Source organism: Roseivirga sp. E12 (genome assembly GCF_017592825.1).
In the GTDB taxonomy this organism is placed as follows: Bacteria; Bacteroidota; Bacteroidia; order Cytophagales; family Cyclobacteriaceae; genus Roseivirga.
Genome location: NZ_JAGFMD010000010.1, coordinates 66,588 through 82,431, shown reverse-complemented (window position 1 = coordinate 82,431; position 15,844 = coordinate 66,588). Strand labels below are relative to the sequence as shown.

The 15,844-nt window shown below is 41.3% G+C and carries 14 protein-coding genes; 3 read left to right on the top strand and 11 right to left on the bottom strand.

Translation table 11 applies throughout. The features are described 5' to 3' along the window. Window positions 1-2: 2 nt before the first annotated feature. On the bottom strand, window positions 3-1,169 hold the full coding sequence (locus J4E76_RS18690) for an NAD-dependent epimerase/dehydratase family protein (protein ID WP_208506317.1): 1,167 nt from the start codon (window positions 1,167-1,169) through the stop codon (window positions 3-5). A 74-nt stretch (window positions 1,170-1,243) separates the two neighbouring features. Continuing rightward, window positions 1,244-1,678, bottom strand: a complete 435-nt coding sequence (locus J4E76_RS18685; protein WP_208506316.1) for a DoxX family protein — start codon at window positions 1,676-1,678, stop codon at window positions 1,244-1,246. A 173-nt stretch (window positions 1,679-1,851) separates the two neighbouring features. On the opposite strand from J4E76_RS18685, the gene J4E76_RS18680 reads away from it, so the two are divergent. Further along, window positions 1,852-2,427 (top strand): DinB family protein, encoded by a 576-nt coding sequence (locus J4E76_RS18680; RefSeq protein WP_208506315.1) that lies wholly within the window; start codon window positions 1,852-1,854, stop codon window positions 2,425-2,427. Window positions 2,428-2,435: 8 nt separating this feature from the next. Here the strand turns inward: J4E76_RS18680 and J4E76_RS18675 are convergent, their stop codons facing one another. From J4E76_RS18675 to J4E76_RS18660, 4 genes are all read right to left on the bottom strand, one after another. Next, the gene (locus J4E76_RS18675) at window positions 2,436-2,870 is read right to left on the bottom strand and encodes a GNAT family N-acetyltransferase (RefSeq protein WP_208506314.1); all 435 of its coding nucleotides are present in this window, start codon (window positions 2,868-2,870) and stop codon (window positions 2,436-2,438) included. Between the two features lie 101 nt (window positions 2,871-2,971). Continuing rightward, window positions 2,972-3,817 (bottom strand): 1,4-dihydroxy-2-naphthoyl-CoA synthase, encoded by an 846-nt coding sequence (locus J4E76_RS18670; RefSeq protein WP_208506313.1) that lies wholly within the window; start codon window positions 3,815-3,817, stop codon window positions 2,972-2,974. A 113-nt stretch (window positions 3,818-3,930) separates the two neighbouring features. Then, complete coding sequence (locus J4E76_RS18665) at window positions 3,931-7,242, bottom strand: exo-alpha-sialidase (protein WP_236017549.1); 3,312 nt, start codon at window positions 7,240-7,242, stop codon at window positions 3,931-3,933. A gap of 111 nt (window positions 7,243-7,353) precedes the next feature. Then, window positions 7,354-8,031, bottom strand: coding sequence for an outer membrane beta-barrel protein (locus J4E76_RS18660; RefSeq protein WP_208506312.1), 678 nt, complete (start codon window positions 8,029-8,031; stop codon window positions 7,354-7,356). A gap of 117 nt (window positions 8,032-8,148) precedes the next feature. On the opposite strand from J4E76_RS18660, the gene J4E76_RS18655 reads away from it, so the two are divergent. Then, entirely contained in the window at window positions 8,149-8,931 is a 783-nt protein-coding gene (locus J4E76_RS18655; protein ID WP_208506311.1) for a helix-turn-helix domain-containing protein, read from the top strand. Window positions 8,932-8,935: 4 nt separating this feature from the next. On the opposite strand, the gene J4E76_RS18650 is transcribed toward J4E76_RS18655, so the two are convergent. Beyond that, window positions 8,936-10,186: a hypothetical protein gene (locus tag J4E76_RS18650; RefSeq protein ID WP_208506310.1), complete on the bottom strand. Its 1,251-nt coding sequence runs from the start codon at window positions 10,184-10,186 to the stop codon at window positions 8,936-8,938. A gap of 87 nt (window positions 10,187-10,273) precedes the next feature. Then, window positions 10,274-11,293 carry an AMP-binding protein gene (locus J4E76_RS18645; protein ID WP_208506309.1) on the bottom strand — a complete coding sequence of 340 codons (1,020 nt, stop codon included), beginning with the start codon at window positions 11,291-11,293 and terminating at the stop codon, window positions 10,274-10,276. A 79-nt stretch (window positions 11,294-11,372) separates the two neighbouring features. Here J4E76_RS18645 and J4E76_RS18640 point away from each other — a divergent pair, with 79 nt between their 5' ends. Then, the gene (locus J4E76_RS18640; RefSeq protein ID WP_208506308.1) at window positions 11,373-12,506 is read left to right on the top strand and encodes a carboxypeptidase-like regulatory domain-containing protein; all 1,134 of its coding nucleotides are present in this window, start codon (window positions 11,373-11,375) and stop codon (window positions 12,504-12,506) included. Here J4E76_RS18640 and menD read toward each other — a convergent pair. The 3 genes from menD to J4E76_RS18625 are packed head-to-tail and all read right to left on the bottom strand — an operon-like array spanning window position 12,503 to window position 15,833. Beyond that, window positions 12,503-14,182 carry a 2-succinyl-5-enolpyruvyl-6-hydroxy-3-cyclohexene-1-carboxylic-acid synthase gene (menD, locus tag J4E76_RS18635; RefSeq protein ID WP_208506307.1) on the bottom strand — a complete coding sequence of 560 codons (1,680 nt, stop codon included), beginning with the start codon at window positions 14,180-14,182 and terminating at the stop codon, window positions 12,503-12,505. The genes J4E76_RS18640 and menD overlap by 4 nt on opposite strands. Beyond that, window positions 14,179-15,411 (bottom strand): chorismate-binding protein, encoded by a 1,233-nt coding sequence (locus tag J4E76_RS18630; protein ID WP_208506306.1) that lies wholly within the window; start codon window positions 15,409-15,411, stop codon window positions 14,179-14,181. The genes menD and J4E76_RS18630 overlap by 4 nt, the downstream gene beginning before the upstream one ends. Next, the gene (locus J4E76_RS18625) at window positions 15,411-15,833 is read right to left on the bottom strand and encodes a hotdog fold thioesterase (protein WP_208506305.1); all 423 of its coding nucleotides are present in this window, start codon (window positions 15,831-15,833) and stop codon (window positions 15,411-15,413) included. The genes J4E76_RS18630 and J4E76_RS18625 overlap by 1 nt, the downstream gene beginning before the upstream one ends. Between the last annotated feature and the right edge of the window lie 11 nt (window positions 15,834-15,844).

Sequence of the window (15,844 nt, the reverse complement as noted above, 5' to 3'; positions counted from 1 at the left end):
TTTTAACCTTTTAACTTCTTCCAGTTGTCAATGACCTCAGCCTCTCTTGACATTACACTGCGAGGGTTCGACTCATATTTTTCGCGATGTTCGGCTGGAAGGGCATCTGATGTCCACCAGTCATGGGTTTCTTTTACCGTGTCTCTTAATGTCCTGAAAGTCAGTCCTGCGGCTTTTCCCCTCTCATTTTTTATAAGTGCTGATCCATAATACTCATCTGTTGGCATTATCCATGGAATGATAAATGAAACACGGTTCTTTCTTAGAAAGTCATAGTCTGGGATACTCACAAGAGTTGATTCAACATTAAAGGCCTCCTTGGCTCTATTGATAAACTCAGCCAATGTTTCTGCATTTTCTGGGCCTACTGCATTGTATGATCCAGTCTTTTCCTGTTCAGCCAATCGGATTATCCATTCAGCAACATCCCTAACATCCACATACTGAACAGGGTCTTCTGGTTTGCCAGGAACCAAGACTTCACCTCCTTTGGCCAGTCTAATCGGCCAGTGTATGAACCTGTCAGTTCTGTCGCCTGGCCCAACCATATAAGTCGGACGAATAATTATGGAACGATCCTTACCGAAGGAACGAATGGTTTCCATTTCTGACTTGGCCTTCATTACACCATAAGAGTCTTCACGCTGAATATCGGGACGATCAGGATTAACAGGGTCCTCCATGAGCATATCGGTACTTTCATCTATTCCAGCTTTTAAATAAGGGTAATAGACGCCAGTCGATGAGATGTAGATATAGATTCCCGCCTTTTCTTTAAGTAACTCGGCAGTCTTCTTGGTCCATTCGGTTTTACGACCAGAGTTGTCTATGACTATGTCCCATTCACGATTTTCTAAGGCAGTCAGATTATCCTCTCTGTCGCCAATAAGCATTTCCACTTGATCAAATACATCTTGGTGGATTGTAGGTTTTGTTTTTCCTCTGGTAAATGTAGAAACAGAATGCCCTCTTGAAATAGCATATGCCACCTGGTGTGGTCCTAGAAAACTGGTGCCACCCAGAATTAATATCCTGAGTTTTTCTACTGACTCGTTTTCTTCTTTGCTACTAGCAATACAGGAAGTAATACCACTCCCTATTAGAGGTAGCCCAACCCCAACTGCTAAACTTCTTTTAAGGAAGGATCTTTTACTCTTGTGATGCTTCATGACTTCTTAGTCTAATTGTGACAAGAAGATAATGAGACTTTATTGCAAAGGAAACCTATATCTATCAAGCGGTTTTAGCTTAAGTTTGTGCCTTTTTCTCTCTTGGCTAAGGCCAGGTCTAACTCTAAATACTTTTCTTTCATAGTACTTAAGGCAAATGCAGCTGCCGATGCCGCCAATACCGAATAATCAAAAACACCTTTTATGCCAGATGAAAGGATCATTGCGCCAGCAAAAAGCAAAAGGAGAATGCCACTTAACCGCGCAATGTATTCTGTCTTAAACCCTATGATTAGGCATAGGGCGAAAATGATTTCAGCAGCAGTAACAAAACCACCTAAAGCGGGTATGAGACTTTCAGGAACTATAGGGTTGAGTTGTTGGGTGTAGGCTATGAAACTTTCCCAATTGCCCCAAGCTGAAACTTCTTTGGGCCAAAGACCAAAACGGTCTGCAACGGCAGATAAAAAACTTGTTCCGATGGCGGCTCTTAAGAATAGTTTGATCATGTCTGTTCTTTTGGTTTTGGATATTTCTTTCTTTGACTGAAAGGTAAAATCATTATTCTCATCGTTGAACAGTTTTGTTATTTTTTGAACAGATGATTGTTAGGCGGTTGGGAATTGAACAATAATATTTAGATCATTGCGAACTGTATTTAAAAACCATTAATCTTTTAAGGATGAGATATTTTCTAACTGTTATTTGCTTAGCCGCGCTTTTCAACTTCGGTCAGTCTCAAGAGTCGACATTTAAGTCTATTGCCGAGACAGAGAGTACCTTCAATTCTGGAAACATTGCTGCCAGAATGGTAGAAGGTTTAGGGTTTAGATACTATTGGGCTTCAGAAGGTTTGAGGGCAGAAGATTTGAAATTCGGCCCTGTCGAAGAAGGTAGGAACTCTAGGGCAACTATCGATCACATTTATACCCTTTCGAGGTTCTTATTGAGCGCGCTCGAAAAAGAAGTGTTTGATGCAGGGAATGCTAGGGAAATGACTTTTGAGAAGGTGAGAAATGAAACACTAAGTAACCTTGAGAAGACTGTGAGTATTCTAAAGGGTAGTAAAAGCTCAGATTTTGATGATTATAACATCAAGTTTGCCGATGGTAGACAAATGCCATTCTGGAATGCCATCAATGGCCCCATAGCTGATGCTATTTACCACACCGGTCAGGTTGTTATGATGCGTAGAATGTCTGGGAATCCTATTAACCCGAATATCAGTGTGCTTAGTGGAAGCTTAAGAGGCAACTAGAGCTACTTTCAGAGCTTAAACTGACAAGTCATTTCGGTATCTTCAATGATTGCACCACGTTTGTTATAGAAGGCAATTGCAGGCTCGTTCCATCTTGAAACTAGCCATCGCATAGACTGGCATCCCTTGTCTTTAGCAATAGATTCTAATTGGTCCATAAACTGATGGCCTAACCCTTGACTTCGATAGTCGGTCTCGAGGTATAAATCGTCAAGAAAAAGGTGTTTTCCTGACCATGAACTAAACCCAAAATAGTAAGTAGCAAAGCCAATGGCCTTGTCTCCATCTCGGGCAATTAATGCCTTGAATTCATCACCATTTTCCTTCATCTGATCCAAAGTGATGGAAACTTTTTCAGGCGTTTTCTGAAAAGTGGCGAAATCCATAATCATCTGATGGATGTCGGCATAGTCTGAGAGAGTGGCTTGAGTAATATTAATCATAGATAGAAATCGGTTGTTTTATCGGCTTAGTATATCAAGTAATTGAAAATACCTTTTACCTGATTTACTAATAACTAGGAACTGATAACTAAGCGTAGCGCTTACGGTATCCACTTAATGTCTTTGAAATTGGGCTTTCTCTTCTCCAGGAAGGCATTTCTCCCTTCCTTTGCTTCTTCTGTCATATAAGCCAGTCGCGTAGCTTCTCCAGCAAATACCTGCTGTCCAACCATGCCATCATCTGTTAGGTTGAAAGCGAACTTGAGCATCTTAATAGACGTTGGAGACTTCTCTAAGATTTCTTGAGCCCAATCATAGGCTGTGTCCTCTAATTCATCGTGTGGTATTACTGCATTGACCATGCCCATTTCAAAAGCTTCCTGTGCGGAATAGTTTCTTCCTAAAAAGAAGATTTCTCGAGCACGTTTTTGTCCTACCATTTTTGCAAGATAGGCGGATCCATAACCACCATCGAAGCTGGTTACATCAGCATCCGTCTGTTTGAATATGGCATGTTCTTTACTGGCAAGTGTAAGATCACAAACGGTATGCAGACTGTGTCCACCACCAACTGCCCAACCTGGGCAAACGCAGATCACCACTTTCGGCATAAACCTGATCAAACGCTGTACTTCAAGTATGTTGAGTCTTGGCATTCCATCATCATCAACGTAGCCCTGATGGCCTCGAGCATTCTGATCACCACCGGAACAAAACGCCCAACCACCGTCTTTTTTAGAGGGCCCTTCTCCTGATAGCAGTACTACACCGATGGACGTATCCTCACGAGCATCAAGCAGCGCTTCGAACAATTCTCCAACAGTTTTAGGTCTAAATGCATTTCTGACTTCTGGTCTGTTAAATGCGATTCTTGCTACACCATCACCGGACTTCTTGTAGGTAATGTCTTCGTACTCTTTTACGGTTTTCCAAGCTACTTTACTCATGCCATTCGGTTTACTGCGAAAATACAGTTAAAGGTAGAAGGAGCAAAAGATCTTGTTGGTTGACATAAAAAAAGGACGCCAATTGGCGTCCTTTTCATCTAAGTAATCTCTTATTACTTTTTAATCGGATCATCAAAATCCTTGAAGAATCCCATGTCTGTTTTCTCATACTCTGCCTTGAACTTAGGCCACTCGTTTTCGAAGAAGTTGTTGACAATATCCATTGCCTCGTTCATCACCTTCTCAGCATTCTCGAGTAGACTTCTCTCATTAGTACCCGGTGCTGTTAAGCGAGAACTTGCATATCTTCTTGCTTGGCCAATCCATTGACCAGCATTTGGATAATTAACCCGCGGAGCATTTTGTGCTCTATCTCTCGGAAGGCCGATAGTGACTTTCTTGGCTTCATCGAAATGCTTGTTCATTTCTTTGATGGCTTTTTTCAAGTCTTTCACCTTATCCTTGTCAGCGTTTTTCATTTGAGCTTCCACTTTAGTGACAACACTTTGTGCATCTCTCACTCTTCTTGTTACAGCTGCCCATTTCTGATTCATTTCTAAAACTTCGTCTTCGAACTGCTGCTTAGCTCTCAAATCAGAAGTGTTCACTTGAATACGCGGGTCATAGTGAACTTTCACCGTTTTCTCTATACTCTGGTCGTTATAGTGAATGTGAATTTTGTAATCACCTGGCATTGCTGAGCCAGCAGCCTGTTCACGGTTTCTTCCACCTGCGCTTATTCCGCCACCAAATCTTCCACCGAATTGGTTTCCACCAGCAGTTCTAGAAATTGGATATGGATTTCTCCTTCTTAGATCCCAAGTCAAAGTGTTGATCTGTCCCTTCTTAACATTACCAGAGGCTGTTCTGATAGTGTCTCCAGACATGCTCAAAACAGTCATCTTGATCTTAGTAGGTAGCTTTTTAGGAGCAGCTTCTTCTTTTACTTCTTCTTTCTTACCTCTTCTGCGTTTGCTCTTAGCTTCTTCTTTCGGAGCTTCCTTAGCCTTGTCATCTCTTACGAAATACTTAACACTTGCCGAACTCAGGTACTTGTTCTGACCCTCGAAAGGACCACCGCTTGCTGGGAATCTCATACCTGCAGGCTGTCTGTAAGTCATTTGGTAAGCATCAGCAACATCAAATACAACGATGTCTTCATTCATTGCATTAGCAATACCTTTAGATGCAAACTCCCTCAAAGGACGGATGTCATCTAGAATGTAGAATGCTCTACCGAAAGTACCGATGGCCAAGTCATGCTCTCTTTCTTGAAGTGCAAGGTCCATAGTAGATGCCGATGGGTAGCCATGGTTCCACTTGTTCCAGTTTTGAGCTTTGTCAAAACTTACATAAAGACCATTCTCAGTTCCTAAGAAGATAAGGTTTGGCTCGATTGGATCTTGAAGAATGGATAATGTGTAACCGAATACATCACTATCATCAACAATTCTAGTCCAAGTCTGACCGAAATCAGTTGTGTGATATGCATAAGCAGACCAGTTGTTTCTTCTGTAATCGTTCGCAATCACGAATGCTTCTCCAGCATTGTACTTCGATGCTACAATTTGAGGGATCCAGCTACCTGCAGGCAGACCAGTAAGGTTAGCAGCAGTGTTTGTCCAGCTACCACCTCTGTCTTGCGTCACTTGAACGTTACCGTCATCAGTACCTACCCAAATCACATTTCTGTCGACTGGGCTAGGCGCGATTGCTAGGGTAGTGGTATGGTTTTCAGCACCAGTTGCATCGATGGTCAAACCACCACTAGCATTCTGCTTTTGCTTTTCAGGGTCGTTGGTTGACAAGTCTGGAGAAAGTACTTCCCAGTCGTCACCTCTGTTAGAACTGTAATGCAAATGCTGAGATCCATAATAAACACCATTAGGGTTATGTGGATCGATTGCTACTGGAGCATTCCAGTTAAATCTAAGCGTGATAGATGTATCAGGAGATGTAGGCTTAACCGTTTTACCATATCCAGATACACGGTCATATCGCTGTACATTACCTTGTTGAGACATGGTATATCCATAGCGAGAGTCACCTGGGATTGGCGCTACATCGAAACCATCACCGAAGCTTAGCTCTTGCCAATCGTGGTTTCTGATACCCGCAAAATTGAAAACATAAGCAGGACCTACCCAAGAACCATTGTCTTGCATACCACCGTAAACGTTATAAGGCATATCGTCATCTACATTGATGTGGTAGAACTGGCCAACCGGAAGCTTCTCAGTGAACCTCCAAGTCTTACCCATATCTCTTGTAATATTCAATCCACCATCGTTACCATCAACCATAAAAGTTGGGTCTTCCGGGTGAATCCACCATGCATGGTGATCTGGGTGAACACCAGAGTAAGGGATGATTACTTCCCAAGACTTACCACCATCTTCAGAGCGAGATACCATTGAATACAAGCTATATAGCCTGTTTTCGTTCTTAGTATCCACATAAATAGAAGAGTAGTAGAAAGGCCTGTTGCCCATATTAGGTTGCTTAGAAGCAGCTGCTCTTAGTTCCCAAGTTTTACCACCATCGGTAGATCTGTAAAGACCATTAGCCTTGTTTTCAATCATGGCATAGACATAGTCAGGTCGGCTTTGAGAGATCGCCAAACCGATTCTACCATAATCTCCTTTTGGAAGTCCACCTTCTCCCTGAAGGTTTTTCCAAGTATCTCCACCATCCATTGTTACATAAAGTCCGGAACCTTCGCCACCAGACTTGAATGTCCAAGGCCAACGTTTGTGCTCCCACATGGCTACAAAAATCTTATCAGGATTTGACGGGTCTGCTACCATATCAGCAACACCAGTCAAGTTGTTAGTGTAAAGAATCTTTTCCCAAGTCTTTCCACCATCTTTAGTTCTAAAAACACCTCTTTCTTCGTGCTCACCCCAAGGAGAACCGATTGCTCCTACATAAACCGTGTTAGGATCATTAGGGTGAATCATAATCCTATGGATATTACGTGTCTTTTCAAGACCCATCAATTCCCAAGTGTCACCACCGTCAATTGATTTATAGACTCCATAGCCACTGCTAACAGAGTTTCTAGGGTTTCCTTCACCAGTACCTACCCAAATGATGTCTGGGTTTGGTTGGTGGATGTCGATAGCACCGATACCGAGAACAGCTTCTTTATCAAAAAGTGGTTCCCAGTCCAGCCCACCACCAGTAGAGCGCCATAGGCCCCCTGAAGCAGCACCAGCAAGTATAATATCCGGATTGCTTTCAACAACATCGATAGCAGTGATACGTCCACTCATGGCGGCCGGACCAATACTTCGTGCTTTCATATTTTTAAACATGTCCATGTCCACTTTTTGCCCGAACATCAGAGGGGCGCTAAGCAGAATCGACAAGCAAATCAGTGAGATTCTTCTAAAGAAGGAATCTTGAAGTTTTACGGTTGTCATTAGATTCTTGGTTTTGATTGATATAACCTTCAAAGTATACCAAGAATGTCAATGCAGAAATCCAAATTCTAAGAGCGCGAGTATGTTGTTATGAATGGCTACAAAACGGATCTACATTTCTCGTAGAAGCAATTTCACACCAAAACCAAAGGTTATGGAGTTAAATCGCGAATGCTGAATGTCTAGATTGTAGTTCTCGATATCCGGATCGTATTGAATTGTATTTGGAGTTAAGTAGTCACCTCGAGTGCTATAGGTGCTTCTAAAATGGAAGTCAAGGCTAATGGATTCGTCAATGATATACTCTATCCCGCCACCAAATCCATAGGTGAAGACGAAATCGTCTAACTCAAAGAACTCATCTACCACTTCGTCAAATTCACGATCGAAAACCCTAGCCCTGGTATATACATAGCTATAGCCAAAATTGAAGTCTGCATAAGGTAAAAAACGGGTTTTAGTTTCTGGCTTAATTCGAACTACTGATAGTAAACGTAACATCTCATTATGATGCCTGTAGCGCACGTCAGGCAGATCTTCATTATGAAATCCTTTTCTGACCTTTGAGCCATAACGGGTAAAATCGAGCGTTCCACCTAGGTAAATAGGAGACTCATTGATCTGAAAAGCAGCTTCCATTCCAAAGCCACCACCCCAAATTTCGGATGCTTCACGTTTTAGTTCACCAGTCGGCAAAAAGCCATGTAGGGAGAATCCAATTGTGGAATTGTTTTGAGCAGAAAGGAGAGAAGTAATTAATAGACCGATTATTAAAAATGTTGTTCTCATGATTGAAGTTTTGACATCTCTTTTCTAGCCAATTACATGCCAAAGTTTCGCTAAAAATATTAACATAAAACTAAAAATATTAGTGATAATTTCTATCTTTAGGCAAACTGATGAGCTATGAGCACTATTTCAGGTAATATTAAGCATTTAAGAAAGCAGCACCAATGGACTCAAGGAGACTTTGCTGATCGCATTGGAATTAAACGATCGCTAGTCGGAGCCTACGAAGAGGGCAGAGCTGATCCAAGGCTCAATAACCTTCTGAATATGTCCAAGGTGTTCCGTGTTTCCGTTGACAACCTGTTGACCAAGGACTTGACGCGAATGGATTTAAAAGCGATCGAAGCATTAAACGAGGCGGATGGAAATATGAAGGTGTTGTCCATAACCGTAGATCAGGATGATAATGAATACATAGACCTAATTCCACAGAAGGCTTCGGCTGGATACCTCAATGGCTATGCCGACCCTCACTACCTAGAGGAGATGCCAAAGTTTCAATTGCCAAACTTACCAAGGAATGCGACATATAGAGCTTTTGAGATTACGGGTGATTCCATGCTTCCAATTAAACCGGGTACAGTGGTGATTGGTGAGTATATGGAGGGTTTGACAAATATTAGAAGCGGAAAGTGTTACATAGTACTCTCTAAAGAAGAGGGGGTAGTTTATAAGCGGGTCTTTGACTACACTCAAGAACATGGACAACTCTTTCTAGTTTCTGATAACAAGGCCTATTCTCCTTATCGGATTGATGCATCCGATGTGATTGAGGTTTGGGAAGCAAAGGCTTTTATCAGTATGGATATTCCGGAATCATCAGAAGATGATTTGAATTTTGATGATCTGAAGAATATTGTGCTCGAGCTTCAAAAGGAAATCATCAAACTCAAAAACTGATTGACTAATTCTTGTCAAGAAGAAGTCCGAGCCTTATGAAGCTATATTTATACTTCAAGATGCCTTGATTGAACCAAGATGGGGAATGTTGGAAGTCAAGAAAATAGGTTTTCTTGGCGCTTAGCTGAATTCCAAATCCAATATTGATGGCCATTCTGAACCTTTCTGTTTCTTCTTTGCTGGTGATATCTATCAGTACATTTTCGTCTTGAGTCAACACGCCATTAATTTGGCCACTTTTTGTTAATGCGTGTTGTGGGTTAATGCCACTGTTCATTGTGAATAACCATTTCTTGCCAGGGAAAACATATTTAATGTTCAATGGCATGCCAAGGTTTAGGCGTCTCAAGTTAATTGTGGTTGAGTGATCCACGTTTCCACGGATTGTCGTGTTGGTAGAAATAAAAGCAAAGTTCAGTCCATTGGTAACGATGGATTGGTCGGTAACTTCTTCTGTTTTAGTGTATGTCTGTTGGAATGACTCGTAGGATAGATTAAGGTCAAGATCTAGGTAGAGCCTCTTTGTTCCTCTTGAGATTTCTTTTTGGAATTTGACTCCCAATCCGGCAAGGTAGGCGTTCCCTGTGCCTGCATAATCTCCTAGTTTTTGTTGAGCCATGCCTTGAATTAAATAAAAGCCTGTAGTAGGAGGCCATTGCTCCTTAGAGCCATGGAGTACTCTTCCCTTAAAATTGGCATAGCGCTCGTCATACTCCACCAAGAGATTTGTGAGCGATTTATGGGTTAAGGCAGTGCTTTCTATTTTGTCTAAGATGAGCTCACTTTTGTCAAGCATCAATTTCAGTACATCGATGTATGGTTTAAATACTCGTTGGCGAAGCTTGTTGCCTACAAGCTTTTCCGTCAGAGCCTCAAAGTCACCAGAAGAAGTGTTTTCTAGGTAAAAGTAGTTGCGTCTAAATTGATCTCGATAACCATAAAGTCGCATTGTTCCCTCATAAATAACTTCGAGAAAAACGATTTTGGAAGGAGAGACCTTCTTTGAATTAAACAGCAATCTATTTTCTATACCGTACCCATAGATTTCACCAGGTTGATAGACTTTCTCTTCCCCTGTGTCCTCAATTCGAAATACACATTGTGTTGCAGCCTTGTTGTAACTATAATACTTGACTTGACCTCGAACGGTGTCAAATGGGCTGGTCAGAATAAAACCTTCTCGATATAATTCTTGCCCTTTCCCCATTTGCGAAAGGAATAAAAACGATATGCAGAGTAAGGCCAGCTTTCTCATAAGAGGTTGATTGCCTTATTAATTTAATAATTCCAGTAGAGAAACAATAAAGGACTATTACGAGAATGTCTTCTAGTAGACTGGTTTTTAGGTAATTGAACGGGATAAGGTTTTAGCCCTATCGATTTTGCCGGTCTGTGTGAACTGAAATGCTGGTATTGAGATCCAGGTTTTGGGTAAGTGATATTTAGGCAGATCTTTTGATATGTCTTCCCGATGAGCTTGAATATGTGCTATTGTAGATTGGCTTGTGCTCATGCCAATGAGCTCTTCTCCGAGCTCACCATTTACCTGTTTCCAAAGTGCTATTGTACCTTTTAGTGCTTCGGGTAAGCGTTGATTAATCATCTCCTCGGCACTTTCAACTAGAATCTTTATACCACCGCTATTAACAACTAAGTCTGCACGCCCCAGCCATCTAAACTTCTTCCCCTGAATCTCTACGAGATCATTTGTGCTTACCCACTGATTATTGGTCACAGTCCCGAACACTTCAAGACAGCCTGTTGCATTCTTCTTAATGATAGAATCTCCTACCAAATCAAACCAGTCTGACTTACTCGGACCATTTAAGGGCTTTAGGCCAATATGAGAAACAGTTTCAGTCATACCATATGTATGATAGCATTGACTGTTTAAGGTTTGAATTTTTTCAACTAAACTGCCCGAGATTGCTGCCCCACCGATAATGATTTTTTGAATACCATTTAGAAATGCAGTCCCTTGATCAGACTTGAGTAATGAATTGATTTGTAGGGGTACCAATGCGGTAAAGTCATATGTCTGATTAAGGGGAAATAAAGAGACATCCATGGACGGTTCAACTAAGCTAAGATGCCAGTTACCTACCATTCCTCGGACCAACATCATCTGCCCGCCAATGAAATCTGTATTGATACAAACTAGTGCTTTTGTTCCTTCAGAGAGTTCGAGCGTTTTAATGGTCGCCAAGGCACTGGAGATCATCTGCTCTCTAGTGATCTCAATCGTTTTTGGTTGCCCAGTGGAGCCTGAGGTGGAAATTGAAAATGACGGTTGATTGCTCAGCCATTGTTTGATAAATTTTTGGGCAGAAAGGGCCCAATGAGCCTTTTTTCCTAAACCCAATTGCGAAAATTGAGTTAAAGAATATGAGTGGTTATCTATTGAAATGGTACATTCCACGGCCCAAGTTTAATGAATTGAAATGAGATTAAAACTATACATACTACTAACTGTCTTATTGATTGGTTTTGAAGGATTAGCGCAGGATAGGTATACTGTTAAAGGAACTGTTAAAGATGCTCAGTCAGGGGAGGTGATGCCTTTTGCCACTGTATTTTTCGCAGAGACAACTTTTGGTACCGCCACTGACGACAAAGGAGAGTATAGTTTGACCGTTTCTAACCCAGGTACCTATGACTTGATTGTGAAATTCGTGGGATATAAAACTTATGCTGCTCAGGTGAAACTCGGTGCTCAGCCTGTAACAACACTCGATATTGTGATAGAAGCAGATGCAAAGAGTTTAGGAAGTGTAGTAGTTACTGCAAAAAAGGATGCACGCTGGCAGGAGCACATGCGTGAGTTCAGACTCATTTTCTTAGGCGAATCGGCCAATGCTCGTCAATGTAAAATATTAAACGAGGAGGTGATTGATTTTATTTATGATGAGAATAAAGTGGTTCTAGAGGCATTTTCGTCTGAGCCTATCATTATTGAAAATAAGGCCCTAGGTTACAAAATTCAGTATTATCTAGAGCATTTTCAAGTGGACTATATCGGAAGTATGAGTAGTTATTACGGCTATACAGTGTTTGAGGAAATGAAGTCAAAAAGCAAAAGAAAAATGTCTAGATGGGAAGCCAACCGTAAAAAAGCATATGAAGGTTCGGCAGTTCACTTTTTCACTTCTCTATATCAGAATAGGTTGGACGAAGAAGGCTTCTTAGTTCAGGTCGCTAAAGACGTTAATGGCTTTGGGAGGGTTCTTGATGCAAGAAATGCTAATGTCTTTCAATACTTGAAGCAGGGTTCGACAGATATATCTAAAACACTGCCATTCGAAAACTTTCTGTATGTCACCTTCGAGAAGGAGATTGAATCCATAGAATATCAGGAAGTTCAGAATAGAAGAAGAATTGGGCATGCGTCTGCAAGTAAATTGGTTAAACAGCCTCAGCAGTCTTGGATATCTCTTATGGATGGATTTGAGGCAATTGAATTTGAACCCAATGGCTATGTCTATAATCCGGTGGCTTTCTATTCTGCAGGTTATTGGGGATTTGAAAAAATTGCCGAAATGATACCGTTGGATTATCGGCCTAAGTCTGACAACTAGGCGATAATGGCTTTCTTAAAAGCTTCGAATATTTCGGTGTTCTGTTTGCTGTCCGAAAATACCTCGATGACTTTTGGTCCCTCGCTTGGCTGGTAAAATCCTTTAAGGGCGTTTGTTAAACCACCTAAATCGGTACAGGAAAGATATTCAAAATTATAATCCCTGGCGGTATTCTCAGCGGTTAAGGGCTGATCTGTCTCAAAGAGTTTGTCGTAATCCGGTTGATCTTGCGGGCCTTTGATCATCCTGAAAATTCCACCACCATGGTTGTTGAGTATTACTACTCGAAGTTTCGAGGGCTCATACGGATGCCAAAAAGCATTCCGATCATAGAAGAAGGCCATATCACCGGTGATTAGCGTCACCATCTTGTTTTGACTAAGGGCAGCACCTACAGCTGTGCCATTGCTGCCATCAATACCACTAGTGCCCCTGTTTGAGAATACCTCTAATTTCTTGTTCAGGCCAATGAAGTTGGCGTAACGAACGGCCATGCTATTCGCCAGATGCAACTGACTATTTTCTGGCAATGCCTCAATACAATTGGTAATTGCTTTGAACTCGCCAAACGGACACTTCATCAGGTATTCTGAAGTGACACTTTTTGCTTTAGCTTCTATCTCAGTCCATTTTTTTCCAAACGATGCATCGCCTGAAGCTGGCTTAAAGCTATTGAAGAAATGCTTTGGCTCTAGATAAATCGACCTAGTTAATTGCTTGAATATATCATTGATTCTATCGGATTGACTGATATGCCAATGTGCCTTTGGTGGATTCTCTCTAAAGAATACTTTAAGATTTTTAGAAATTAATGACTTGCCAATGCTAATGACTAGGTCTGGCTTTAATTCCAGTAGAGTATTTTGAATTTTCGGTTGAAGAAAAGCATCATGATGCTGTATGGCATTTGGTATCAAATGTTGATTGCCGATTACATCATTGATTACAACAGTGCCAGTTCGCTTGCAAAACTCCTCAATTGCTGATGACAGCTCGTCATCCTGATCGTGTTGACCAATAACAATTGCCATGCTTTCGTATTGGCTCCACTCAGACTCTAGTTCATTAATTAAGCTTGGGATCAGCCTTGTATCAGGAGCTGTGTATTTGATAATGCGTGCTTTGTCGAACTTAATTTGCTTAGCCTCAGAAGGGTAAAACGGCTCGCGCAAAGGCACATTTATATGCACAGGTCCTTGCGGAAAAGACATTGCTTTGATCAGGGCCTCATTGACAATTCTATTGCCATGCCAGTGAGTATCAGCGTGACCATCATCAATCGGGTAGTCATAACTGGCCAATATATGTTTACCTAGTATCCCTGACTGCTGGATCGTTTGGCCATCGTATTGATTGACCCATTCAGGAGGACGATCTGCAGAAATCACTATGACCGGAATTTCTTGGTAATACGCCTCTGCAATTGCAGGGACATAGTTTAGAACTGCAGAGCCTGAAGTGCAGACTAAGACTACTGGTTTCTTCTGTTGTTGTGCTATTCCAGTAGCAATAAAGGCTGCTGATCTTTCGTCTGCTATTACTTTAACGTCAATGGACGTGTGGGCATTGAATGCAAGAGTAATAGGAGCGGACCTTGATCCGGGAGAGATAATGGCAGTTTCTACGCCATGACCGGCACAAACTGAAACGATATCGTTTATATGCTTTAGAGTCAAAGCGATTTGTTCAGAATATTGAGGAGGGTATTAAACTTCAATTCGGTCTCTTGATATTCTTTTTCAGGTTGAGAGTCTAAAGTGACTCCTGCTCCCGCATATAGTATGGCTTTGTTTTCGAGCAACTGCATACAACGCAAGTTGACGAAGAGGTCAGTACTATTTTCAACATTTACTGGTCCGAGAAATCCGCTAAAAAACTCTCTGTCAATCCCTTCATGTATATCTAAAAAGCTCAAGGCTTCTTCTTTCGGCATTCCTGCTACTGCAGAAGTCGGGTGCAATAGTTCAAGCATTACGGTTGCCAGTTCTGGGAAATTGGTATCTGCTGTATTGACAGCGTAAGAAGTTTTGAGATGTAAGAGGTTACCGGCTTTCACTGTCTTTGGACCAACTTCTTCGAACTCTCTTAGTCTAATTTTTTTGAAACAGTTAATGATATACCTACTTACCATTGCTTGTTCCTCAATTTCTTTTTGAGTCCAGCTTGTATCGCTTATAGATTTCAGTGGATCAATCCTTTGAGTTCCCGCTAGGGCGATGGTTTTAAAAGAATCTTGTCTTTTTTCTATGAGTACTTCAGGTGTGGCCCCGATCCAAGTTCCTTTTTCTGGAATTGAGACGAAGGAAACAAAAGCATTCGCATAGCTATCGCAAAGATTGAGCAGCAGTTCTACTGGATTGAAGCCTTCAGCCAAAGAGATCTCTTTAGTTCTAGCAGGGACTACTTTATCAAAATGATTCTCATTAATTGCTAAAACTGATTTTTCGATGAGTTTATGATAGTCAGTATCTGAAAGAAGTCCCTTTTCTGGATTGATATGGTATGAATGAACTTTTGATTTTTGACTGAGAAATCCTTCGAATTTGGCCTTAAGTACACCTAGCTCATCATTGCTCTCATCTTTTCCAGTCTTATGTTCCTGAATCACTTCCTCGAAATCGAAAGACAAAGAGAAGTCTGCATCGATAAAAAGGGCAGGAAGATTACCGAAATGAAATGGAGCGAATAAAAAGCCGGTTCCTAGGTCATCAATATCGATTTTCTCAAGTTTTCTGGCATTCCCAAGACTAATGGTTAAATGGATTTCTGATTGATGAGGCATTCTCCAGATGGCAATAGGAAGCTCCATGCTGACAGCCGTACTTATAGAAGCTGAGATGATCTCTTCCTTGGTAAAGGAAGCAAGGTCAAGTGCTATTGTATTATCCTTTTGCGTGGAGGACATTAATTCTTTTTATCAATTACGGCCATTGTAAGTCTACTTATACAGACCAATTCGTCTTGATCATTTGTGATAGTAATCTCCCAAATCTGAGTACGTTTTCCCAAATGAATAGGTCTGGTTTTACCAAAAACATTTCCCGATTTGACACTTTTAACATGATTGGCATTTACTTCTAGGCCAACACAGTGTTGTAGCTTTTGGTTTAAGGTAAGTGATGCGGCAATACTACCAAGAGTTTCTGCTAAAACCACTGAGGCACCTCCATGGAGTAATCCCATTGGCTGATGTGTGCGATGATCGACTGGCATTCTTGCAATAATATAATCTTTACCAAGCTCTGTCACCTCTATTCCTAGATGTTCAACCAAGGTGTTTTGGCACATCTTGTTAATAGCATCAATAGTTACGCCTTCTTGGAACATGTAGGTTCAGA